General features: G+C 58.8%; 27 protein-coding genes, 1 tRNA gene and 1 pseudogene. 21 read left to right on the plus strand and 8 right to left on the minus strand.

What is annotated here, in order from left to right:
- Window position 1: 1 nt before the first annotated feature.
- The 3 genes from DOU54_RS06420 to DOU54_RS06430 all read right to left on the minus strand — a co-directional run bounded on the left by DOU54_RS06420 (window position 2) and on the right by DOU54_RS06430 (window position 991).
- A complete protein-coding gene (locus DOU54_RS06420) occupies window positions 2–253 on the minus strand; it encodes a hypothetical protein (RefSeq protein WP_113730960.1) in 252 nt (83 codons plus the stop codon).
- 56 nt (window positions 254–309) lie between these two features.
- Entirely contained in the window at window positions 310–495 is a 186-nt protein-coding gene (locus DOU54_RS06425; RefSeq protein ID WP_146617334.1) for a hypothetical protein, read from the minus strand.
- A 109-nt stretch (window positions 496–604) separates the two neighbouring features.
- A complete protein-coding gene (locus tag DOU54_RS06430; protein ID WP_286079866.1) occupies window positions 605–991 on the minus strand; it encodes a hypothetical protein in 387 nt (128 codons plus the stop codon).
- 198 nt (window positions 992–1,189) lie between these two features.
- On the opposite strand from DOU54_RS06430, the gene DOU54_RS06435 reads away from it, so the two are divergent.
- On the plus strand, window positions 1,190–1,522 hold the full coding sequence (locus DOU54_RS06435; protein WP_113730963.1) for a hypothetical protein: 333 nt from the start codon (window positions 1,190–1,192) through the stop codon (window positions 1,520–1,522).
- Here the strand turns inward: DOU54_RS06435 and DOU54_RS06440 are convergent.
- Window positions 1,519–2,229, minus strand: a complete 711-nt coding sequence (locus DOU54_RS06440) for an XRE family transcriptional regulator (RefSeq protein WP_113730965.1) — start codon at window positions 2,227–2,229, stop codon at window positions 1,519–1,521. The two genes, DOU54_RS06435 and DOU54_RS06440, sit on opposite strands and share 4 nt — an antisense overlap.
- Window positions 2,230–2,674: 445 nt before the next feature.
- On the opposite strand from DOU54_RS06440, the gene DOU54_RS06445 reads away from it, so the two are divergent.
- The 18 genes from DOU54_RS06445 to DOU54_RS06530 all read left to right on the plus strand — a co-directional run bounded on the left by DOU54_RS06445 (window position 2,675) and on the right by DOU54_RS06530 (window position 14,578).
- Window positions 2,675–4,876 carry a DEAD/DEAH box helicase gene (locus DOU54_RS06445; protein WP_146617335.1) on the plus strand — a complete coding sequence of 734 codons (2,202 nt, stop codon included), beginning with the start codon at window positions 2,675–2,677 and terminating at the stop codon, window positions 4,874–4,876.
- Window positions 4,873–5,193: an HNH endonuclease gene (locus tag DOU54_RS06450; protein ID WP_113730969.1), complete on the plus strand. Its 321-nt coding sequence runs from the start codon at window positions 4,873–4,875 to the stop codon at window positions 5,191–5,193. Before DOU54_RS06445 ends, DOU54_RS06450 begins: the two co-directional genes overlap by 4 nt.
- Window positions 5,194–5,504: 311 nt before the next feature.
- A complete protein-coding gene (locus tag DOU54_RS06455; protein ID WP_113730971.1) occupies window positions 5,505–5,792 on the plus strand; it encodes a helix-turn-helix domain-containing protein in 288 nt (95 codons plus the stop codon).
- Window positions 5,789–6,076 (plus strand): hypothetical protein, encoded by a 288-nt coding sequence (locus tag DOU54_RS06460; RefSeq protein WP_113730973.1) that lies wholly within the window; start codon window positions 5,789–5,791, stop codon window positions 6,074–6,076. Before DOU54_RS06455 ends, DOU54_RS06460 begins: the two co-directional genes overlap by 4 nt.
- Window positions 6,076–6,867 carry a hypothetical protein gene (locus DOU54_RS06465; protein ID WP_146617337.1) on the plus strand — a complete coding sequence of 264 codons (792 nt, stop codon included), beginning with the start codon at window positions 6,076–6,078 and terminating at the stop codon, window positions 6,865–6,867. The genes DOU54_RS06460 and DOU54_RS06465 overlap by 1 nt, the downstream gene beginning before the upstream one ends.
- A gap of 41 nt (window positions 6,868–6,908) precedes the next feature.
- The gene (locus DOU54_RS27925; protein ID WP_286079867.1) at window positions 6,909–7,484 is read left to right on the plus strand and encodes a hypothetical protein; all 576 of its coding nucleotides are present in this window, start codon (window positions 6,909–6,911) and stop codon (window positions 7,482–7,484) included.
- Window positions 7,484–8,692 carry a phage tail sheath C-terminal domain-containing protein gene (locus tag DOU54_RS06475; RefSeq protein ID WP_286079868.1) on the plus strand — a complete coding sequence of 403 codons (1,209 nt, stop codon included), beginning with the start codon at window positions 7,484–7,486 and terminating at the stop codon, window positions 8,690–8,692. Before DOU54_RS27925 ends, DOU54_RS06475 begins: the two co-directional genes overlap by 1 nt.
- A 12-nt stretch (window positions 8,693–8,704) precedes the next feature.
- Window positions 8,705–9,214 carry a phage major tail tube protein gene (locus tag DOU54_RS06480; RefSeq protein ID WP_113730981.1) on the plus strand — a complete coding sequence of 170 codons (510 nt, stop codon included), beginning with the start codon at window positions 8,705–8,707 and terminating at the stop codon, window positions 9,212–9,214.
- Window positions 9,215–9,273: 59 nt separating this feature from the next.
- Complete coding sequence (locus DOU54_RS06485; RefSeq protein ID WP_113730983.1) at window positions 9,274–9,537, plus strand: phage tail assembly protein; 264 nt, start codon at window positions 9,274–9,276, stop codon at window positions 9,535–9,537.
- A gap of 121 nt (window positions 9,538–9,658) precedes the next feature.
- Window positions 9,659–10,846: a phage tail tape measure protein gene (locus DOU54_RS06490; RefSeq protein ID WP_193603303.1), complete on the plus strand. Its 1,188-nt coding sequence runs from the start codon at window positions 9,659–9,661 to the stop codon at window positions 10,844–10,846.
- A gap of 51 nt (window positions 10,847–10,897) precedes the next feature.
- Window positions 10,898–11,578, plus strand: coding sequence for a nucleoside triphosphate pyrophosphohydrolase family protein (locus DOU54_RS27930; protein WP_286079869.1), 681 nt, complete (start codon window positions 10,898–10,900; stop codon window positions 11,576–11,578).
- Between the two features lie 2 nt (window positions 11,579–11,580).
- Window positions 11,581–12,213, plus strand: a complete 633-nt coding sequence (locus DOU54_RS06500) for a DUF1937 family protein (protein ID WP_113730985.1) — start codon at window positions 11,581–11,583, stop codon at window positions 12,211–12,213.
- Window positions 12,195–12,626 (plus strand): hypothetical protein, encoded by a 432-nt coding sequence (locus tag DOU54_RS06505; protein WP_113730987.1) that lies wholly within the window; start codon window positions 12,195–12,197, stop codon window positions 12,624–12,626. Before DOU54_RS06500 ends, DOU54_RS06505 begins: the two co-directional genes overlap by 19 nt.
- Window positions 12,627–12,750: 124 nt before the next feature.
- The gene (locus DOU54_RS06510) at window positions 12,751–13,032 is read left to right on the plus strand and encodes a hypothetical protein (protein ID WP_113730989.1); all 282 of its coding nucleotides are present in this window, start codon (window positions 12,751–12,753) and stop codon (window positions 13,030–13,032) included.
- Complete coding sequence (locus DOU54_RS06515; protein ID WP_113730991.1) at window positions 13,029–13,247, plus strand: hypothetical protein; 219 nt, start codon at window positions 13,029–13,031, stop codon at window positions 13,245–13,247. The genes DOU54_RS06510 and DOU54_RS06515 overlap by 4 nt, the downstream gene beginning before the upstream one ends.
- A 142-nt stretch (window positions 13,248–13,389) precedes the next feature.
- The gene (locus DOU54_RS06520; protein ID WP_113730993.1) at window positions 13,390–13,608 is read left to right on the plus strand and encodes a hypothetical protein; all 219 of its coding nucleotides are present in this window, start codon (window positions 13,390–13,392) and stop codon (window positions 13,606–13,608) included.
- Complete coding sequence (locus DOU54_RS06525; RefSeq protein ID WP_113730995.1) at window positions 13,605–13,895, plus strand: hypothetical protein; 291 nt, start codon at window positions 13,605–13,607, stop codon at window positions 13,893–13,895. The genes DOU54_RS06520 and DOU54_RS06525 overlap by 4 nt, the downstream gene beginning before the upstream one ends.
- Window positions 13,892–14,578 (plus strand): deoxynucleotide monophosphate kinase family protein, encoded by a 687-nt coding sequence (locus DOU54_RS06530; protein WP_146617338.1) that lies wholly within the window; start codon window positions 13,892–13,894, stop codon window positions 14,576–14,578. The genes DOU54_RS06525 and DOU54_RS06530 overlap by 4 nt, the downstream gene beginning before the upstream one ends.
- Here DOU54_RS06530 and DOU54_RS27360 read toward each other — a convergent pair.
- Window positions 14,575–14,748, minus strand: coding sequence for a hypothetical protein (locus DOU54_RS27360; protein ID WP_193603304.1), 174 nt, complete (start codon window positions 14,746–14,748; stop codon window positions 14,575–14,577). The two genes, DOU54_RS06530 and DOU54_RS27360, sit on opposite strands and share 4 nt — an antisense overlap.
- A gap of 418 nt (window positions 14,749–15,166) precedes the next feature.
- On the opposite strand from DOU54_RS27360, the gene DOU54_RS06540 reads away from it, so the two are divergent.
- Complete coding sequence (locus DOU54_RS06540) at window positions 15,167–15,478, plus strand: hypothetical protein (protein ID WP_146617339.1); 312 nt, start codon at window positions 15,167–15,169, stop codon at window positions 15,476–15,478.
- Window positions 15,479–15,503: 25 nt separating this feature from the next.
- Here DOU54_RS06540 and DOU54_RS06545 read toward each other — a convergent pair whose 3' ends face one another.
- From DOU54_RS06545 to DOU54_RS06555, 3 genes are all read right to left on the minus strand, one after another.
- Window positions 15,504–17,189 (minus strand): hypothetical protein, encoded by a 1,686-nt coding sequence (locus tag DOU54_RS06545; RefSeq protein ID WP_113731002.1) that lies wholly within the window; start codon window positions 17,187–17,189, stop codon window positions 15,504–15,506.
- Between the two features lie 270 nt (window positions 17,190–17,459).
- Window positions 17,460–17,535: transfer RNA gene (locus tag DOU54_RS06550), tRNA-Lys, on the minus strand.
- 155 nt (window positions 17,536–17,690) lie between these two features.
- Window positions 17,691–17,945: a GlsB/YeaQ/YmgE family stress response membrane protein gene (locus DOU54_RS06555; RefSeq protein WP_004442014.1), complete on the minus strand. Its 255-nt coding sequence runs from the start codon at window positions 17,943–17,945 to the stop codon at window positions 17,691–17,693.
- 137 nt (window positions 17,946–18,082) lie between these two features.
- On the opposite strand from DOU54_RS06555, the pseudogene DOU54_RS27935 reads away from it, so the two are divergent.
- Window positions 18,083–19,659, plus strand: a pseudogene (locus DOU54_RS27935) (mechanosensitive ion channel family protein); the annotation flags it as partial.

A 19,659-nucleotide genomic window follows, 5' to 3' on the forward strand; every position in this document is an offset into this window, starting at 1 on the left:
TTCACGCCGCGGCCCTCCGCCTGCCGTTGTCGTTTGCCGGGCGCCTCCGACGCGACTCGCGCGCTGCTGTCACGGCGCCGGGGATCTGCAGCGGCTGGCCTGTCTTGTCAGCGACTTGCCGAGCAATCGCGGTAAGCTCTTGGCTGGCTGCCGGGTTCGCGACAGCGATAGACATGATCGCGCCGGCAGTCGTGCCCTGCGCAATAAACTCGTCGGCCGTGAGAACATGAATTCTTCTGGTGCTGTTGGTCATGGTGGTCTCCTTTGGTGGCGCGCGGTTGGTAGCCGCGCTTTGGTGGTTGGCTGCTGCTAAACTCTTCTCTCGATGGCAATGCGCCTGTCCGTGTCTGCCAGGGCCGTCACGGCGGACAGCCCGAACAGGCAAATGCTGACAATTGCGGCGGCGCGCACCAGGATTAGGTGCGAAGCCACGATGTGATGCCCGACAGGCGTGTCGACGATGGGGATGATGCGGATGTGGCGGGAGGTGGTCACGGCAGCCACCACCAGACAGCGGCGATTGCCAGAAGTTCGACGAGGACCACAATACCGACAGCGCCGTACAGGTAGCTGTGGCTATCGCGCACTGGCTTGTCGTAGTCCATCACGCGTCACCGTGGACGACTGCTGGCGCCATGTCCCAGTCGTCGCCGGCATCGACGCCGTCGATGACTGCCGAAGTTGAGAAAACTTCGTAGCGGCCACCGTAGAGGCCATGGAGGCGTTCAGCTTCGGCCACCGCCGATTCGATGCTGGGATGCTCGAACGGCATGCGACCTGACATGATCGCGCCGGTCTTGATGCGGCCAGTCCGGCGACCGCGCCTAAACACGAAATGCCCGCCCCCAACTTTTTCGTTGCGGCGCGGACGCGGGTGCTTCTTGCTCTTGTGGTCGGGCTTGTGGAAAGGCTCCACGCTGCCTGCGGGATTGATCGGCGTGTAGTCGCCGAGTTCAAGGTCAGCAACGGGTCTTCTGGAATCGTGAAACATCGACAGTCTCCTCTTGGTGGTTCCGCTTTGGTTGGCGGCAGCAGATAGACGCGAGTGGGCTTCTTCATGCTGTGAGGGGAGTTGTATGCGCATTCGCCTTTTTTGTCAACCTACAAAAAGGCGCGAACGCATTTTCCTTCGCCGATTGACTTGGGTTGCATTGGCTATAGTCTTACACCAGTGAGGGCGGGGGAAGATATGATCAGGTACGCAATCCTTGGAATCATTTGCGCGACTGCCGTGCCGTCTGCCGCGGTCGCGCAGCAAGCGCACAGGCTTAAGCCCCTCGACGGGATGAGCAGCATAATCGTCTGGAAGTCTTCAGACGCTCAATCGGAGGCTAACCAGATCATCAATTCTGGCCTGGCCGGACAAGACCCGTCAATCTTGGCGCCCTACGTCGCATGCATCGTGCCCCCCGGCACCCAGGTCATTGTGACAGATATGGGAATAGTCACCCACGACATCATGATTCCCGTGGGCAAGAACAAAGGCTGTCGCGGCAACATCCCCGCCGAGAATCTGAACTAGCGTCGGCGCGACCGCCTCGGCTTTACGATAGCCGCCTGGACAATGCCCAGGATCACAACGTCGGTAGATTTATCGCGCTTGTGGTTGATCGAAAGTGGCGACTGATGTTCTGGATCGAACGACCTAGGCCAAAGCCACTTCCTGCCGTTCTCGTCGATCACGAGCTCCTTGAGGGTGGCCTCATACAGGCCTGCCTCGTCTTGCCGTTGCACGACAACCACATCACCGTCGACGGGCGAGATGGGGTTGTCATGCAGGCCCGCGACGAAAACGATGCTGCCATCGGGGTAGAGTTCGTCCATGGACGTCCCTCGAACCAGAAACGCCCTCATCTTGTACGGAGCAACATTCGCCGCGTAGGGCAGTGATACTAGGGGCGCCTCGTGCTCGTCGAACGGCATAGCCTCTCGCCAGACCCCCGCCTGAATTTCGCCGATCAACGGGAAGGCCTGAGCATCGTCGATCCCGTCTTGGTCAACTGGCGCCAACCCCGAAAAGTACACCGTGCTCTTGCCAGACTTTTGTGCCAGCCTTGATGTATATTTAGACCCCGGCAACTGCTTCGCGCGTTCCCATTTGGAAATTGTAGATTGCCCGCCTTCACCCATTTCCAGGAATTCAGCGAATTCCTCCTGATCAAGCCCCAGCGACTCGCGAAACGCTTTTATGCGTTCGGCCGCAGACTTTTTTTGCTCTTCAATATCCATAAAAATCTCATTGCTAATTAAAGACGTATGCGCATAGGGCTAAAAAAAATCGCCGTCAAAGGCGGACTCGCCTTTTTCCGCTTGACGTCGTATGCGAATGCGCATATGCCTATCGATGTCACCGGGTCAGGAAGGGCAACCCAGACTGGAGGCGAGACATGAAAAACGAACGAGGCGAATATTTCAGAAGAAGATTTGTCGCTAGGGAGCGGCAAAGAAGAGGATTTTTGCAGGAGCGGGGTCCACCCGCATTTTAGGCCGTTAGGCCACTATAAATTTTCCATCACCAGAGGAGACCTGAGACATGCGGCACGAAACTGGCACTGGCAGAAGAATAACGGAGCAACAAGGCGGCAGGAGAAGAATCTGAGGCGACGCAAGGCCACCCGATTGGGTGGCTTTTCCTTTTTGTAGGGACCAAACTTACGCCACCAAGGAGACCACCATGCAACTCAGACCGTACCAGTCGGACATCATCGAGAGAACGCGCAAGGCGATCGCGCAGCACGGCAGTGTCGTCCTACATATGCCAACTGGCGGCGGCAAGACGAGAGTGGCAGCGGAGATCGTGTCGACGTCAGAAGGGCCGGTATGGTTCATCTGTCATCGCCAGGAAATTGAAAGGCAGGCAGCAGCCGCCTTTGAGGCAGCAGGCATAGACTTCGGCGTTGTGTCGCCGCGCGGAGAGCCGCAGTACGAAAGACCGGTTCAGATTGTTTCTGTCGGCACGCTTGCCCGTCGAATGGGCGACCTCCCATCACCTAAGCTCGCAATTTGGGATGAGTGCCACCACGTTGCCGCGAAATCTTGGGCGGCAATCCGCGAGCAACTTCATTCAACAGTACACGTCGGACTTACTGCCACGCCCGAACGACTCGACGGCAAAGGCCTGAAGGAGTGGTTCTCTGACTTGATCGTTGGGCCATCCACCCGCGAACTCATCGACGGCGGCTACCTTTCCGACTTCCGCTATTTTGCGCCGTCAGATCCGGATCTCGCCGCCGCCAAGTTGCAGGCGGGCGACTATCGAAAGAAGGATGCTTCGGCGATTATGAATACGCCGGTCCTCATCGGCGACGCGATAGCTGAATACAAGGCTAAGGCGAACGGCAAGCGGGCGCTGGTGTTTGCAGCATCTGTCGAGGCCAGCATCGCAATAGTTGACCGCTTTACTGCTGAAGGCATTGCGGCACAGCATATTGACGGCACGACGCCGACGGCGGAGCGTGACGAGGCGGTCAACGCGCTGGCCGCCGGATCGATCAAGGTTCTGAGCAACGTCGAGGTGTTCACGGAAGGCTTCGACCTTCCGGCCATTGATGCTGTTATCCTTATGCGCCCCACGAGAAGCCTAGCTCTGTTTCTCCAGATGATCGGCCGCGCTCTTCGCACTGCAGACGGCAAGGACGAGGCGCTGATATTCGACCATGCTGGCTTGTGGCTCGATCACGGATGGTTCGACGCGCCGCTGCCATGGTCGATCGAGGGTGGCGCACGCAAGCGGCGAATTGCGTCTATGGGCGAAGGGCGCTTGCGCCGGTGCCCCGAGTGCAAAGAAGTCCGGCTCGAGATGGTTGAGACGTGTCGCTGTGGTTACGATTTCCCGACCGGCCGCGAGATTGGCGAATACGACGGCGTATTGCGCGAGGTGCGGGGTGTGGTGCCGGAGGGGGTGGTGTCGCGAGCGGCGTTTGAAGGCATCCACCGAGTCTCTAACCGCACCGTTATTTCGTGGATCGATAGGGGTATGCCGTACACACAGCTTGGCGTACCATTGGAGGACGCGAACAAGTGGGTGGCTGCGAATGTGGACTTTAGCAAAATAGCCGCGAGCGCATCTGCGCATGCTCCACCGCCTGGGTACGCAAATCTTCGCGGTTTTGCTCGGAGGCACGGCTTCTCGTCCGAGCACTTTACAAAAAAAGCGATTGGCATGGGGTTGCCGAGCCAAGGGGGGCTTGTTCCAATATTGGAGGGCGATGATTGGGTAGCCGCTAATCGTGAATTCGTTGACCGCTCACTTGCTAGCTCTGTCCAGAAGCAGAAGAAACACTCGAGCAGGGTGTCGCTGGTTGAGTTTTCGGGAATGGTTGGAGTGAAAAGGAAAACACTGGATTCGTGGGCAAAAAAACGCGGCTTCCCGTATGATCCGCATCTAGGCGTCGATGTCCAAAAGGGAGTGGATTGGCTCAAGTCCAACAGAGACAAGGTAAGAAATTTGGATAAGCCTTCTGGCGCTGAGAGCATGAACGAGTTTGCGAGGCGCAACAATCGCGCCACCGGCACAATTAAGAATTGGATAGGATTGGGCCTGCCATTTGATGGAAAGTACATCCCATCGGGCGAAGGCGATGAGTGGGTTAGTAGAAACGCTGTGTTGATCTGGTCGAGAGACAGACGGGCAGCGCGGGCGAGGCCTCCAGGCCATTCAAACATATCCGACTTCGCTCGCCTTGTGGACGTCGCCAAACACAAAGTTAGGCACGACTTGGTCGAGTCCGGCCTCCCCTACGACCACAAACTCGGCATCCCCATCCAGGCTGCCCTTGAATGGGTGCGCGAGAACCGCCCCGACATAATCATCCCGCCGGAGGCATGGCCAAGCGCCAACGACAACGGCGCCTCGAAGGACGAGGCCGCCGCATGACCAATCTCACACCTTCCCACAGAAAGCTGCTCCGCAAAGCCCAAGGCGGCAAGTGCTGCTACTGCGGCATCAAGATGCGCAACCCCCAGGCTGGCGGCCAGCAATTCCCCGACAGTGAAACAATTGAGCACCTCCGCCGCAGGGCGGATGGAGGAGACAACAGCCTGAACAACAAGGCTCTCGCTTGCTTTCGCTGCAATGTCGAGCGCGGCGAGATCGATTGGCTGACATACAAATCATTCCGGATGGGAGAGGTTTTCTTCTGCCATCCTCACGAGACGCCCGCTGACCCACCACGTCAGCGGGTAGCGGCCTAGCCGCGCACCACCAGAGGAGATCGCCGGTTAGCCCGGTGCGCAAATGCACCGGGAAACCAACCCTAAAAGCAAAAGGCGCGGCGTTATGGAGACCGGCACCACCCGTTAACTCCCGCCGCGCCTTTGAATGCGGATCATAGCCCCACCAAGAGCTCCCCGTATTCTGAGGAGACCAGCCCGCTGAGAGCTGGAAACAGCCGCTCTCTAAAACATTTCCGCCGCCATGTCAACTTTTCCACTTGCGCGTCGGCAATGTAACCATCATCCATACATCGTCCGCCACCAACGGACACCACCAAGAGGAGACCAGAATGAGAACAAGACGTCTGAATGAAGACGAAATCGAAACCTTGCGCGCGCTCCGCAGCGGCGGCGCATCCTACCAGAGCTTGGCGGATATCCAGGGCTGCGGCAAGAAGACCGTTTACGACGCATTGAACGGCCGCAGACCGCCCCGACCCGCGAACGACAATTTCGCGGATCGCGTCACCCGCTTTTCCCCACATAACGGCGGATGCAGCACCACGTCCGGTATGGTGCCGGTGACTCTCGCTCGTGTTCCGTCGATCGACGGCGACTACCGTGGGGTGGCGGCATGAAGCACACGGGGTTCAACGAACACAAGGCGTTCTATCGCGGCGATTTGGTTCGCGTTCGCATGACGCAGGAAATCGTGGGCCAGGTGGTCAACGAGCGCGACTGGGGCAAGTCCTATGCCGTGAGGCTCGGCGGCTCCACCGACGTGGAGTGGTTCGAGGACGTCGAACTTGAACCGTACAAGGCCAAGGGCAATGCCGGCGGTGGCCACGATGAGGAGCCCGAAAAGGGCGTTCCTCCGCACCTCGACAACATCATCAATCTTCGTCCTGCAGGGAGGGCATGATGGCTAAATTGAAAGTTGAGCAATGGGTGCGGTTTAAGATGAAGACCCCATCGTTTGGGGCGGTATACCACAACAAACTTATGAAGGTTGAGCACCTGGACGGCGGGATGGCTGTCGTGAAATTCCCGCCTGAGGATTTCGCGCAGGTTATAGCGCTTGCCGACATTGAGCCCTGGGACCCGCGCGTCGGCGATCGGGTGAAGATGATCAAGGAAGTGGATGGGCTCAAGGCCAACTGCGGCGCGACGGTCGTGCACAACGGCGGCGGCTCGGATCAGGACATCGTGATCGAGTTCGATAAAAAACAATTGCGTGGCCACTTCGCAAGCGGCCGCACGAAAGACGGCTTCGGCTGGTGGGTCGGCGTCAACGACATCGAGCCATTGGACGTTGCCGCGGAAGCCCAACCGGCAGCAGAAGCGGAACCCCTGAAGCTCAAGATCGAAGCCGGAAAGTTCTACAAGACCCGCGACGGCCGGAAGATTGGGCCGATGGAGCGTTACTACGATGCTTGGCACACCAGCTTCGAAGACGGCCGCATGTGGCGTGACGATGGCCTCCGTTGGTTCGAAACAAGCCGCGGTGATACCGACCTCGTCGCCGAGTGGGTCGAACCCGCCAGCGACGAAAACGCGCATGTTGCCAAGCAGCCGGTTGAAAAGCCGAAGTTCAAGGTCGGCGACCGGGTGAGGGTGGTTAAGCACCGCAACCTAGATGGCCACGCTATCTCAATGGATGCGCCGCTTGGAACTTCGGCATCCAGCGCCTCGACGAGGCGATCAATCCGCTGATCGAGCAGACGCAGCAGTCGCTCGCAACCCTTCAGGCGGCGGTGGCAACGGCACAGCAGGAGCTGTCCGACACGGTCGAAGATGCCAATGCCGCATTCGCTGCCGCACTGGCGGCCGCCAGCCAGAGCATCGCCGATCTGCAGGAGACGCTGGACCAGATGCTGGCAGGCGGCGTGCCGGCGGCGAACGTTGCCATCACCGCGATCGACGGTCTGACCGCGACGAACAGCCAGGCGGCGTTCGCTGAGCTGGTGGCGGATCTGGAAGCGCTGGCAAATAGTCTAACGGATGCTTTGAACCTCAAGGCGGATGCATCTGCGCTCGCAGCGGTGGCGGCCGGACTGGGGTCGGTTGTCACGGCGAACACGCAGGCGGTTGCCGGTGGCGAATATTATGCCAAAACGGCCGGAGGCGCCGTCACAGTCACGCTGCCGCTCACTCCCGCTGATGGCAACATCATCACGATATGGCGCTACGGCGCGAATGCCGTGACCATCGCTCGCAACGGCAAGACGATCAACTTCGTGGCCGACGACATCCAGATCGATACAGACCGAATCTTTGTGCAGTTGAAATATTTCGACGGCAACTGGTCGGCAATTCCGGGGAAATTCTGATGCAGCTGGTTTCAAATCTTCTCGGTTCGGGTGGAGGCTCCGGCACTCCCATCATGTGGCTGCGCATGCCATCTCAAGTGTTCACTCCTGAGCAGGATCTTGATTGCGTCGCTCATTTGTTTGGTCCCGGCGGCAGCGGTGGTGCGGCAAAGGGCGACAGTGTCATCGCGACAGGGGGAGGCGCCGGTGGCTATGCGAAGAAGCGGGTGCTCTTTAGGGCAGGAGTGGCCTACACGTTTACCGTAGGAGCAGGTGTTGCTGTCAGCACCTCTACCACATTGGTAAATGGGACCGACGGCGGGAACACGTCCATTGTTGGCGGCGGGTACAACATCATCGCTTACGGGGGCAAGGGTGGAAAAACCGGCGTCCAAGGCGCGGCCGTATTAGGCGGCGCGGGAGGTGCGGCTTCCGGTGGAGATGTAAATCGAACAGGCGGTAGAGGTGGGAATTGTGCGGCCGCCGTGAATTCCAGCACTCTTCAGGTGGCAAAATCCACCGGCGGCGGCGCGGTCAACTCCGACGCGGTGCGCTTCCGTAACACGGTCAACAGCGGCCGGATCATGATCATTGATCCGCAGGGCATCAAGAACGTCGACGGCGCCCCCGTCACCGTACCGATTGCCCCGGTCTTTGCCGGCATCCGTGCGCGTGTCGTTGCGTCCGATGAGGGCGTTTCCGGCTCGGTCTCGAACAAGACGATCCGCACGCTCGATGGTGTGGCGCGCTCGGTCAACTACCCGACCGACAGCAACTACCTGAACGAGAAGCAGATCGCGACCGTCATCAACGAAGACGGCCGGCGCACCTGGGGTTCGCGTCTCGCGACAGACGACGCCGCATGGCAGTTCGACAGCGTCCGCGCGACGGCTGACATGATCAACGAGAGCCTCGAAAAGATCTACTTCAAGTGGGTCGATAAGAAGCTCACCAAGGCCAACCTGAAGATGATGATCGAAGACGGCAACGCCGCGCTTCGCGTGTTCGCCAAGAACAACGACATCATCGGCGGCAAGGTCTGGCTGTCGGACCTGAACGAGCCGACCGTCAATGCGAATGGCCAGGTTTACCTGAACGTCGAGTTCGAGCCGGTCGGCCTGATGGAACAGATCAAGATCACCACGTACCGCAACATTCTCTACTACCAGATCCTTCTGGATCAGGTGCGCGGCGCGATCGACAACGGCCCGCTGACGGTTGCGGCGTAAGGAGCATCACACATGGCGACTAATCTTCCGCGCTTCCTGATGCGCAACTGCACCTTGTGGGCCGACAGCGAATCCAAGCTTGGCCAGATCGGCGACATCACGCCGCCGGTCCCGCAGGTCAAGGTCGAAGAAATGCGAAACGCGGGGATGGTAAAGCCCCGCGAGATCAACATGGGTTACGAGAAGCTGGAGTTCAGCTTCAAGATGCCTGGATTTGATCCGCAGGTTCTGAAGCTTTTCGGTCTCCGTCCCGGCACAGAGAACCCGTTCATGATCACCGGCGCACTGGTCGACGAGGACGGCACGGACCACTCCGCCGTCATGACCATCCGCGGCTTCCTGAAGCAGGCGGACGCCGGCTCCTGGAAAGCGGGTGACCAGGCCGAGAACGACTACATGGTCAGCGTCAACTATTACAAGCTCGAGGTGGATGGCGCGCCGATCTACGAGATGGACGACTTTGACGTCCTTATCGGCGGCGTCAGCCAGGTCAGCGGCCAGCGCAATTCGATGCTTCTCTGATCTAAGAGGGGCGGTCTGATGCCGCCCTTCCACCACCCACCAAATCTTGAGGAGTTTTCATGACGACCGTTACCCTTTCCACGCCGGTTGAACACGGCGGCAAGACCTATTCAGCCCTGACCTTCCGCGAAGCCGAGATCGGTGACCTGATGGTATCGGGCCACTTCAAGGACGAGCTTTCGCAGTCGATCGCCGTTCTGGCGTCGATCAGCGACACGCCGCTGCCGGCCTTCAAGAAGATCAAGGCGCGCGATCTCACCAGGATCATGACGGCGACGAAGGATCTCCTGGGAAACTCGCCGGAGCCCACGACTGGCGACTAGTCGCGGGCTATGTCGCTCACGTTCTGCACACGCCGGTCGACGTGATCGAGAAGTGGTCGCCTGACAAAGCGCTGGCCTACTTCGAAACCGCTACCGTGATCATGAAGGCGAAGGATTCCTGATGGCCACCTTACAGTCACAGCTTCGCCTGTCGCTTCTCGATCAGGTGTCCGGCCCAATCCGCCGCATTTCTGGCGTCTTGTCCAACTTTCAGCGGCAGACGGTCATGCCGCTGGGCGGAACGATCGGCAGGCTCGCCGCTCTCGGCGCCGGCTATGTCGGCGTCACGCAGGGCGTGCAGGGCACCGTCGGCGCAGCAATGCAATTCGAAACCGCCTTTGCCGACGTCCGCAAGGTGGTAAACGGCACGTCGACGCAGCTGGAGAGCTTCCGCCGCGACATCCTTGGCCTGTCCAAGGACATGCCTATCACCGCGAGCGGCTTCGCTGAAATCTATGCAGCGGCCGGTCAGTCCGGTATCGCGAACGATGAGCTGAAGACCTTCGCCAAGACCGTCGCGCAGGTTTCGACCGCATGGGACGTTCCTGTTCGCGAGACGGGCCAGGCTCTTGCCGAGATCAAGACGCAGCTGAAACTCGGTGTGTCTGAAGTCGGGCTGTTTGCCGACGCGCTCAACCACCTGTCGAACAATAGCGCGGCGAACGCGCCAAAGCTCCTGGAGTTCACCAACCGCGTTGCGTCGCAAGGCGAAATGTTCGGCTTCACGGCCCAGCAGTCGCTGGCGTTCGGCGGCGCGATGATTGCCGCCGGCGCTGAATCGGAAGTAGCAGCAACGTCGTTCCGCAATATGGGCAATGCGCTCACCGCGGCGGGTCGGGCGTCGAAGGAGAAGCGGGAGGCATTCAAGCGACTTGGCCTTGACTCGACCAAGACCGCCAAGGCGATGCAGAAGGACGCGCTCAAGACGACACTGGATACGATCGATCGGATCCAGCAGCTGACGCCGGCGCACCGGCACGTCCTCGACGCGGACAGCCGACTGCATAAGGTCGTGCGCGTTGTCATCCGGACACTGAGGCGGGTGATCGACATGCTCCTGCAGAAGCACAAGCACGTCCACATCGTTATGGCGTCCGGCAACCATGATCCGGCTTCGTCCGTGTGGGTTCGCGAACTTCTGGCGGCGATCTACGAGAACGAGCCTCGGGTGACCGTCGACACAAGCCCGATGCTCTACTACGCGTACCTGATCAACGAGGCCGTCGCACATTGGCGGCTTCCAATAACCGTCTGGCTCTGCATGCCGGACGACCCCTCGCTGGCTGCTTGTAGCCGGCGAGATTACTGACACCACCCTGCCGTCACCAGCGGCAGGACACCACCAAGAGGAGATTGAAGAATGGAAATCAACGGGGTTTTGAGGAACGCGCGCCTCGTCACGAGCAAAATCGTAGACCCGCGCGCGCCGTGTCTTCGCGGCCAGGTCTACGGTGACACCAAGGGCCGATTCCGCGATGGCGAACACATCACGACCAGCAGTATCGTGAGCGAGAAGGGTGACGTATTCAAGACGCGATATAGCGCCTACCGTGTCGAGAGCTGGGCGCCAGGTCAAGAGCCGAAACCGGATGACGCCGCCAAAGTCGCCGACATTGCCATCCGGCTTGCCGTGGCTGACCTGATGGACGACGCGCGCCCCGCCAACGACAACCATTCGCATGCATCGGCCATCAACCTGTTTGCAGCTGACTGCCACGCAGCAAGCCGCAGGGCAGGGTGGTACACCGACCTGAATACCGGCAAGGCACTGGATCGGAATGTGCCGGAAATGCTCATGCTGATCGTGAGTGAGATCGCCGAAGCCATGGAAGGCTTTCGCAAGAAACTCCAGGACGACAAGCTGCCGCACCGACCGATGATCGAGGTCGAACTTGCCGACGCCATGATCCGAATCGGCGACCTTGCGTCATTCCTCGGCTTGGATCTCGGCGGCGCGATCGTCGAGAAGATGAAGTTCAACGCCACGCGGAAGGATCACACGATTGAAGGCCGCAAAGCTGCCGGCGGAAAGGCGTTCTGATCATGCTGGCACACAGAGAACAGTGGTTCGACGGCCTGCCGGTGTCGCAGGCTGCCGCAGAAGAGTTCGTGCCGCACCACGGCGCGCTGGATCGCGAGTATATTGCGGCCAACGACAACGTCGCGCTGGCAGATCCTGCTGACGCAAACCAGGCAACGTGGGCAGGCTTGGATCCGGAACTTGCAGCCGAAATATACGCGCCGCTGGAGAAGTTGCGGGATGCGCGGATCGAAGTCCTCGCTAAGCTGCCGGGCTTCATCTATCTCGGCTCGCCTTACGCGAAATATCATGCTGGCCTAGACGAGGCGGCGCGCGTCGTTACCGAATGCGCCGGCAAGCTCATGGCTCGCGGCGTCCGCATCTATTGCCCGATCGCGCACGGCCATACGGTGACGCGCCTCCAGGAGCTCCCACGGACGTGGGATTACTGGAAGGATCAGGACCAGCCGCTGATCGATGCGGCGTCCGCGCTGATTGTCCTTGAGATGCGTGGATGGTGGGAATCTGTCGGGCTCAAGTATGAGTTTGAAAGCTTCCTGCTGGCGGGAAAGCCGATCATCTATCTCAAGCCGGAAGATCTTGGCGTGATGGAGCCGCAGACGGGGAGGGCCGCTAGATGCGATACGTCCTGCTAAAACGTGACCTCTACGAACGGCCCGGCCACATGGGTTACACTGGCATCCGTGACAATGCCGGCACATGGACGGCGGAGGAGTTCGCCAGCCACGATATTCCCATCAAGGCGAAATACACGCCGAAAGAGCGTGATAGTTATGCTTTGCCACTAGACCGGGCGCCGGAGTTCACCAGCGAGTGCTTTCACGACCTGTCGCTCGCGCACCTGCGTGGGAAGGTGGAACGGCTGCAGGAGGCCCTGACGCCAAGCGGCGACACAAAGGCCGCTTACATCGGCGAGTTCAGCTTTAGTGTCGAGGACCGCAACGAAGATGGCGAGGAGTGCTCGCGGAACGTCGTGGTGCCGTGGACGACAGTCAAAGAGATTATGGCCACCATCCGCGCGCGGGCAGAGATGAAGGAGGCATCATGAACGGCTGGCTTTTCGCAGTAGTGTTTATGATTGGCGTTTTCGTCAGCGCGGACCCGATTAGGTCTCAGGTCAGTTGCGCTCTTGGCGTGCAGGCCGCGTGCAGCCATCTGGCGAAGGACTATAAATGAACCCCATCAAGCCAGGCGATCCCGTCATCTGCGTCGACGACCGGACGCTCCCCGAACAGTACCTCGGCATTCGTGCCGGGGAGACATACGTCTGCCGGTGGATAGGGCAGTGCCGCACCTACCTTGGCGGCGACTATCTCGGCATCAGGCTGGAAGGCATCCACCGCGGCGTCTGCCCTCAATTCGGCGAAGAGGATCCGCCGTTTGCGGCAAGCCGCTTCCGACCCGTCGTAGGGCCGGGCGCGAAGGGGAAAGTTAGAGAGGAGGAATTGGTATGAAGGTGCATCGGATACGCATCAGGCAACTGCCGATGGGCAGCTATGCCGTCGAGTATCGCCGCTGGCCGTGGAGTTTCTGGCGGGAGGAGACCACGTACCCTTTTCGCGCGGCGACGGCAAAGGTAGCGATGGAGCGTGCGAAGATTCTTCTGATCGGCGGGAAGGTCATTTCGCACGATGCCATAGTAGCGGCCGCGAAGGGAGAGACCACATGACGAGGGAAGGAAAGGCTGTCGCGTCAGGGGGCGCCGTAGGCTTGCTGATTGGCTTGGCAATGTGCCTAGCCTTCGGCGTGTTCGACATCCAGTGCCGCGGTACTGGCAAGCCTTCGTGGAACGCGGAAAGGCAGGTGTGCGAGTGACCAACCGAAATTGGACAAGCTGGAACGGCGGGAAATTCCTGCCGGTTCCGGAAGACGCGATCGGCGCTGTTATGCTTCGCTGCGGCCGAGTGATCGAGGACGTGCGCGCCAAGGACGTTCTTTGGGGACGGGCGAAGCGCGAGGTAGCCGCGAACGACAACGACAGCAACGGCGGCAAGATCGTCGCATATCACTTCACGGGAGAAGCCGCATGACGACCCTGGTTGAACGGATCGCCTCTTTCCTGAAAGACCGTGACGAGAACGTCTTGCCCGAGGAGGCCACCGACGAGGAGCGCAAGGCCAGCGCAGAGAGCATTTTGAAACTGATGCGGAAGCCGACGCCCACCTTGCATGCGGCCGCAAACAAGATCGCCGTCTACTACGACGACTTTTCCTGCGGCGACGGGAATGTGACGCTCGGCACGCCGTCATACCCTGAGAAGTTCAATGATGTCTGGGCCAGCCTGATCGAAGCTGAATTGAGAGGAGCAAAACAGTGACCGCACTTGCACCTATGATCAAATCCGAAGACGCCGGCTGCCTTGCCGCTGTGCCGCAGGGTGTGGCGCTGTGGACGCCTTGGGGCGACCTCACCGGCATTCCCGCCAACGACAATCGCGTTCCCCCTTGCTCGGGGCACGCGGACGACAACCTGCCGCCCGTGGTAGCGTTCACCGGCTTGGCCGGAGCCGGCAAGTCCACGGCGAGCCGTTATCTGGTCGAACGCTACGGCTACAAGCTCGTGAAGTTCGCCGGACCGCTGAAGGATATGTGCCGCGCGATCGGACTGGTGGAGGAGCAGATCGAGGGCCACCTGAAGGAAACTCCTTCGCCCATGATCCAGGGCAAAACGCCGCGTCAGTTCATGCAGCTCCTCGGAACTCAATTTGGCCGAGACCTTATCGGCAAAAGCTTCTGGGTGTCGCTGTGGGGGCAGCGAGTGTTAGAACTGACGGGTCAGGGCCACCGCGTCGTCGTCGATGACTGCAGATTCCCAAATGAAGCTGCCGCCATCCGCGCTCTCGGTGGCGACATCATCGCGATCGCCGCACGTGGCGGGATCGAGAGCACGCACGAAAGCGAATCGGGCATCGGTACGGATCCTGATGCAGTCCTGGCGAACAGCGGCTCGATAGAGGATCTGCATCAGAAGATCGAGGAAGTGATCAGGCGCTGGGGTTAACGCTTCTTCGGCCCTGGCTTCTCATCTTGACCGAGCGCAGACGCGGACACTTTGCGGGTTTCGGCGGCCGTCAGCTTTCCGGTCTTCAACCCCTTCGATGCTATAGAGGATACAGACTGGCTAGTTTGCTTCTTCGCTCCGCCGCCCTTGCCTGTTGTTGATTTTGCCATGGTCGCCTTCCGCGGATGTTGCGTTGAAAGCATACATGCAACCGCCCAAGAATGGAAGTGAAAACAAGCCCGCTTGCTGACCGCAGGCGGGCCTTTTTTGTTTCCTGCGCATTCTCCGCCCCATTGACTCTCTCCGTCGATGGGAACAAAATAGGAACATGAGACACGCACGCAGCATCGAGCTTGTTCGTCAACCTCGCGACGAGGTCGTCTATCTGGGCCTTGTTGAGACGCCGGAAGAGACGACGCTTGACGATATCAGGGATTGGCATGTCCTTGGTGGGCACTGTGCCAAGTGCGAGCGTTCGGGCTGGTTGGTGCGGGATGACGTGGCAAAGCGATTCGGGTCGTCTGCTTATTTGTCGTCGCTCTCGCCAAGGCTCCGGTGCCTCGCGTGCGGCAACAGGGGGAATAATCGTTGGATCATGGGCCGGTTGCCGAGATAGACGATTGGGCGAAGAAATACCGATGGGTGCGCTCCTGGCCGAATGACCGCGGCCTCGACGGGAAGCCGCTGGAAGATTATGTCGGTTTTGACGGCGACCAATATATTGGCCGCATCTTCCAGGACGCACAGACCACCGAGAAGCGAGATCAGTGGAGGTGGAGCGGATCCTATCCGCGCGGCTGCCGGGACATCATTCTCCCGCACAGCGGCTGGCTCCCTACGGCCAAGGCGGCGTGTCGGCAGGTCGAGGCGTACTGGGACGCGGCAAAACATCGGGGATGAGTGGCGCAACACGACATGCAACGTGTCAGTCGTCCAGCAGCACCTTGCGCGCGCGTACTCGATGCTCGTTGATGGGAGATTCTCTTGCGATTTGCTTCAGGGCGGCATCTGTCTTCTGCGTTATTGACGCCATGTCTGGATTCCCGTTGCCATGAGCTCGGTACTGCATGACTCCGATCAAGATTTTTTGCAGGTCATCCAATTCATACGACTTGAAAACGCGCACATACTCCTCGATTGGCAGTGCCGCCAGTCCGGATAGGACCGGCTGCGTCAAGCCCTCATCGGCAGATCGTGTGAACAGCTCATCCGCTGACAATTTTGGCAAAGCTTCGGCAATCGCAGCATTTAGCGCTGCCGCGACTTCATGATCGACCGGATTGTTTGCATCTCGAAACATAGGGTCAATCTTCAATCGACCAGGCACATTCTTGTGGGCTTCCAGAAAGGCGTCGATGACCGGCTTAACTTTCTCGTCAGCAGACAAGAGCTTCAGAAGTGAAACTGTGTTTGACAGGTTGTCCGCAGTAAGATGTTTCACCCCCGACACAAACGCGTTGGAGACGGCGACTGCAACAGTGTCAGCGCTCGCTTTGAAAGAATTATGAAAAAGATCCCAGGCTTTCCTGTATTCCTTCGTAGCATATGAGCTCTCCACACGTTCATGGAGCGCGGTCGCATGCTTTTTTATATCAGCATCGACGAAGTAACCCTTTGCAATGCTTTCTTTTATGGTTTCATCAAATTCATCAATATGCGAAAACCCGTAATTATCTATTAGTTGATCCCAGATGAGCTCCTTGTCGTTAGCCTCTCCTTTTTCCGCGCGAGACAGTCGGTCTGTAATCAATGACCTCCTCTGAACGAAATCAATAGACGGAGCGACTTCTGGCTGATGGTGGCACCATCCAAGCAGCACGATTGAGCTCACGACACTACGCATCACGTCGTGGTGATATGACGCAAGAAGTGGGGATATGGCTTGGACGGCGGAGTATAGCTTCCTTATAACCCGGACATTGTCGATTCCTAGTGAAACGCACCGGTCCTTCGTATATGTGGCCACTTCATCATCATCTTCTATTGCAATGAAGACGCTCTCCGTCGGCGTCGGCGCAAAAAGAACATTTTTATCAACAACCTTTTCTAAATATGAACTAAACTGGTCCCTGTCAGGCCCCCTCAACGCCTCGTCGTTTAGGAGAAGAACAATTTTGCATTTACGCTCTTCCTTCAAATAGGAGACATAACCTAGAACATCGCCTGCTGTTAGTCCGGCGCCTTTTCTTTCCATGTCATCGATGCAAACGATGTGCTTGCTGACCACTGAAGACAATGCTGAGATCACACCGCCTTTTAGACCGTGAGGGAGGACACGCGCCGCTTCGGTGATGGCTTTCTGTAGGCCGCTTGTCCCCGCGCTAACCATATTCTCTAGAGTTGAGTAATCTGGGACGTCGCCAACCTGTTTTCGCGTCTGAAGGTTTTGCAGGATCTGACTTTTGATGTCCTCAATCGAATTGACGCCGAAGAGTGAAACGTATGAATAGTTGTTCAGCGCTAATGTCGCCGCGCTCCCACGGGCCCTCTTGGCTTCTTCTTTCCATGTGTGGGTTTTCCCCGTTCCCCAATTGCCACGGATGCAGAGAACCTCTGGCTCAGGGCTGCTTAAGAACGACCCAATGGCTCGCTTCACGTTCAGTACTGACATGTTCACCTACGATCGGCATTTGCAACTTTAGCTCAGCCTGTAGGATATCGGGACATGATGACAAAAGCCAAGGTTCGCTTTGCCGCCTAACGCGACGATCAGCGGGAACCAGTATTGAGCGACAATGCGCCAAAGCGGAAAGCTAAGAATTGTCGGCATCAGCGCGGCCATTATTTGAAGGGGGAACGGAACAGACCGGGTCCAATTTTTGCAAACCACATCGCTAATTTGCAAACTGCCGAATTTGGGCGCGGCTAACCCATTGATTTTTGGTGGGTGATGTAGGGCTCGAACCTACGACCCGCTGATTAAGAGTCAGCTGCTCTACCAACTGAGCTAATCACCCGACCGGCACCGTGTGGCGGTGTGAGGGGGCGTATAAAGGGGAAGTTTGGGCTTGTCCAGCGCGTAAATGAAATTTCTTCGATTTTTGTGACGAAAAAATTTCGGCCGCGCTGGAAAAGCCTGGAAATCCGGCGTTTTACGGATTTTTTCTTTTCGTCATCCGCGCCTGAACGCCCGCCCGATAAAGATGAGGATGCAAGCGCCGATGAAGCCGGCGATCAAATATCCCAGCCAGCCGGTCAAAACGATTCCGAAGACCGAAAGGATGGCGTTGGCGATGATGGCGCCGACGATTCCGAGAAGGATGTTCATGAAAACACCCATATTGCTTTTCATGAATTGTTCGGCGAGCCACCCCGCGACGCCACCGATGATGATGGCTGCAATCCAGCCAATGCCAGCAGATTCCATGATTTCCTCCCATGTTTGCTGCACGATCAAAGGTGATGATTCGCGCGGGGAAAAGCAAGGTAAACTCCTGAAAACCTCGCTTCATGCGGGTGGTTTTCCGCGCTGCAGGCGCTAAATAGCCTGATGCGGTGCAAGAGATGAAAGGCGTGGATGTGCGGTTGATGTTTGGCGGATGGATGAGCGGCAGGCGGGTGCTTCACAAGCGGGCGGGCCGTGGCCGGCGGAGCGGCGGACTTGCCGCCTTTCTGGTTGCGATTTTTGCGCTTTTCAGCGTCTTGAGCGTTGCGCCTGTCTCGGCGCAGGAGGCGACGACGCCAACGGCGCCGGGCGCCATCCAGCCCTCGACCATCGAGCAGGCAAAAGCCGATCTGGAAAAATGGAAATCGGATCTGGCGTTTATTTCGGGACAGGTGGAGGCAGGCGGACGCGATGACGCCCAGCTTGTCGATCTCAAGGGGCGGGCGGACGGTATCGCCGCCGATGCTGCCGCAACCAACACCAAGCTTCGCGCGCGACTGGACCAGATCAAGACCCGGCTGGATGCACTGGGTGCCGCGCCCGGCGAAGGGCAGCCTCCGGAAGCCGACATGGTGACGGACGAGCGTAACCGGCTGACGGCGGAACGCGGCGAAGTGAATGCCATGGCCGGCGAGGTGGAGGCCACGGCCAATAATGCCGCACAAATTTCCAACAATATAACAGCCGTCCGCCGGGCGCTGTTTGCCGCAACGCTGTTCAAGCGAACGGAAGTCTCCGCCGAGACGCTCGGTGATGCCTCATCCGCCTTCCTGACGGAGCTCACCAACCTCAACAATGCCTTCAGCAGCTGGGCAGCCTATGTATGGAATTACAAGCGGCTGCCGATGTTCGGGGCGGTGACGCTGTCGATCATGGCCGCATTGCTGTTCCTGGTTGGCGGCTACCGTCTTTTCGGCAGTCGTATGGAGCGGCGCGCCTTCACGGGGGCACCATCCTATTTGAGACGGCTATCGGTGGCCTTCTGGTCCACCATGGTGCAGTCGCTGTCGCTGTTCCTGTTTCTGCTCACGTCGGCGTTTTTCCTTGATAATTTCAACGTGTTGCGGTCCGACATCGCGCCGATCCTGTTCGGCGCCATGGCGGTCACGGGCTTCGTTTATTTCGTGTCGCGGCTGAGCTATGCGATCTTTGCGCCGACGCAGCCGGAATGGCGCCTGCTGAAGGTTTCCAATCGCGGCGCACATCAGCTGTCCTCGGCCGTGCTTTTGATGGCGCTGGTGAATGGTCTCGATTATCTGTTCGGCACCATCAGCGAGACGCTTTATTCGCCGCTTATCGTCACCGTTGCCAAGAGTTTCGTCGCCTCGATCATCATCGGCCTCATTCTGCTCGCCGTATCGTTCCTGCGGCCGGTGATCGGCGAGGGGCAGGATTATGAGACCGGCAACCAGCGCCTGCCGCGCTGGCTCGTCATTCTGCTGCGCATCGGCGGCCTCGTTCTCATCGGCGCGTGCCTGACGGGTTATGTCGGTCTTGCGCGCTTCCTCGCCACGCAGATCGTTGCGACAGGCGCGGTGCTGGCCACCATGTATATCGGCATTCTCTCAGGCAAGGCCATTTCCCGGCAGGGCGCCTTCGCCGAATCGCTCGTCGGCCGTTACCTTGCCCGCCGTTATGGCCTTGGACCCGTGCCGCTCGATCAGGCCGGGCTTGTGGCGGGGGTTGGCATCTATGC

The sequence above is a fragment of the Agrobacterium sp. MS2 genome, assembly GCF_003261015.1.
GTDB lineage: Bacteria > Pseudomonadota > Alphaproteobacteria > Rhizobiales > Rhizobiaceae > Agrobacterium > Agrobacterium pusense.

Excerpts from the sequence above, each read along its gene's own strand:
- DOU54_RS06420 (WP_113730960.1), bottom strand. The coding sequence starts at position 253 with ATGACCAACAGCACCAGAAGAATTCATGTTCTCACGGCCGACGAGTTT.
- DOU54_RS06430 (WP_286079866.1), bottom strand. The coding sequence starts at position 991 with ATGTTTCACGATTCCAGAAGACCCGTTGCTGACCTTGAACTCGGCGAC.
- DOU54_RS06435 (WP_113730963.1), top strand. The coding sequence starts at position 1,190 with ATGATCAGGTACGCAATCCTTGGAATCATTTGCGCGACTGCCGTGCCG.
- DOU54_RS06440 (WP_113730965.1), bottom strand. The coding sequence starts at position 2,229 with ATGGATATTGAAGAGCAAAAAAAGTCTGCGGCCGAACGCATAAAAGCG.
- DOU54_RS06445 (WP_146617335.1), top strand. The coding sequence starts at position 2,675 with ATGCAACTCAGACCGTACCAGTCGGACATCATCGAGAGAACGCGCAAG.
- DOU54_RS06450 (WP_113730969.1), top strand. The coding sequence starts at position 4,873 with ATGACCAATCTCACACCTTCCCACAGAAAGCTGCTCCGCAAAGCCCAA.
- DOU54_RS06455 (WP_113730971.1), top strand. The coding sequence starts at position 5,505 with ATGAGAACAAGACGTCTGAATGAAGACGAAATCGAAACCTTGCGCGCG.
- DOU54_RS06460 (WP_113730973.1), top strand. The coding sequence starts at position 5,789 with ATGAAGCACACGGGGTTCAACGAACACAAGGCGTTCTATCGCGGCGAT.
- DOU54_RS06465 (WP_146617337.1), top strand. The coding sequence starts at position 6,076 with ATGGCTAAATTGAAAGTTGAGCAATGGGTGCGGTTTAAGATGAAGACC.
- DOU54_RS06475 (WP_286079868.1), top strand. The coding sequence starts at position 7,484 with ATGCAGCTGGTTTCAAATCTTCTCGGTTCGGGTGGAGGCTCCGGCACT.
- DOU54_RS06480 (WP_113730981.1), top strand. The coding sequence starts at position 8,705 with ATGGCGACTAATCTTCCGCGCTTCCTGATGCGCAACTGCACCTTGTGG.
- DOU54_RS06485 (WP_113730983.1), top strand. The coding sequence starts at position 9,274 with ATGACGACCGTTACCCTTTCCACGCCGGTTGAACACGGCGGCAAGACC.
- DOU54_RS06490 (WP_193603303.1), top strand. The coding sequence starts at position 9,659 with ATGGCCACCTTACAGTCACAGCTTCGCCTGTCGCTTCTCGATCAGGTG.
- DOU54_RS27930 (WP_286079869.1), top strand. The coding sequence starts at position 10,898 with ATGGAAATCAACGGGGTTTTGAGGAACGCGCGCCTCGTCACGAGCAAA.
- DOU54_RS06500 (WP_113730985.1), top strand. The coding sequence starts at position 11,581 with ATGCTGGCACACAGAGAACAGTGGTTCGACGGCCTGCCGGTGTCGCAG.
- DOU54_RS06505 (WP_113730987.1), top strand. The coding sequence starts at position 12,195 with ATGCGATACGTCCTGCTAAAACGTGACCTCTACGAACGGCCCGGCCAC.
- DOU54_RS06510 (WP_113730989.1), top strand. The coding sequence starts at position 12,751 with ATGAACCCCATCAAGCCAGGCGATCCCGTCATCTGCGTCGACGACCGG.
- DOU54_RS06515 (WP_113730991.1), top strand. The coding sequence starts at position 13,029 with ATGAAGGTGCATCGGATACGCATCAGGCAACTGCCGATGGGCAGCTAT.
- DOU54_RS06525 (WP_113730995.1), top strand. The coding sequence starts at position 13,605 with ATGACGACCCTGGTTGAACGGATCGCCTCTTTCCTGAAAGACCGTGAC.
- DOU54_RS27360 (WP_193603304.1), bottom strand. The coding sequence starts at position 14,748 with ATGGCAAAATCAACAACAGGCAAGGGCGGCGGAGCGAAGAAGCAAACT.
- DOU54_RS06545 (WP_113731002.1), bottom strand. The coding sequence starts at position 17,189 with ATGTCAGTACTGAACGTGAAGCGAGCCATTGGGTCGTTCTTAAGCAGC.
- DOU54_RS06555 (WP_004442014.1), bottom strand. The coding sequence starts at position 17,945 with ATGGAATCTGCTGGCATTGGCTGGATTGCAGCCATCATCATCGGTGGC.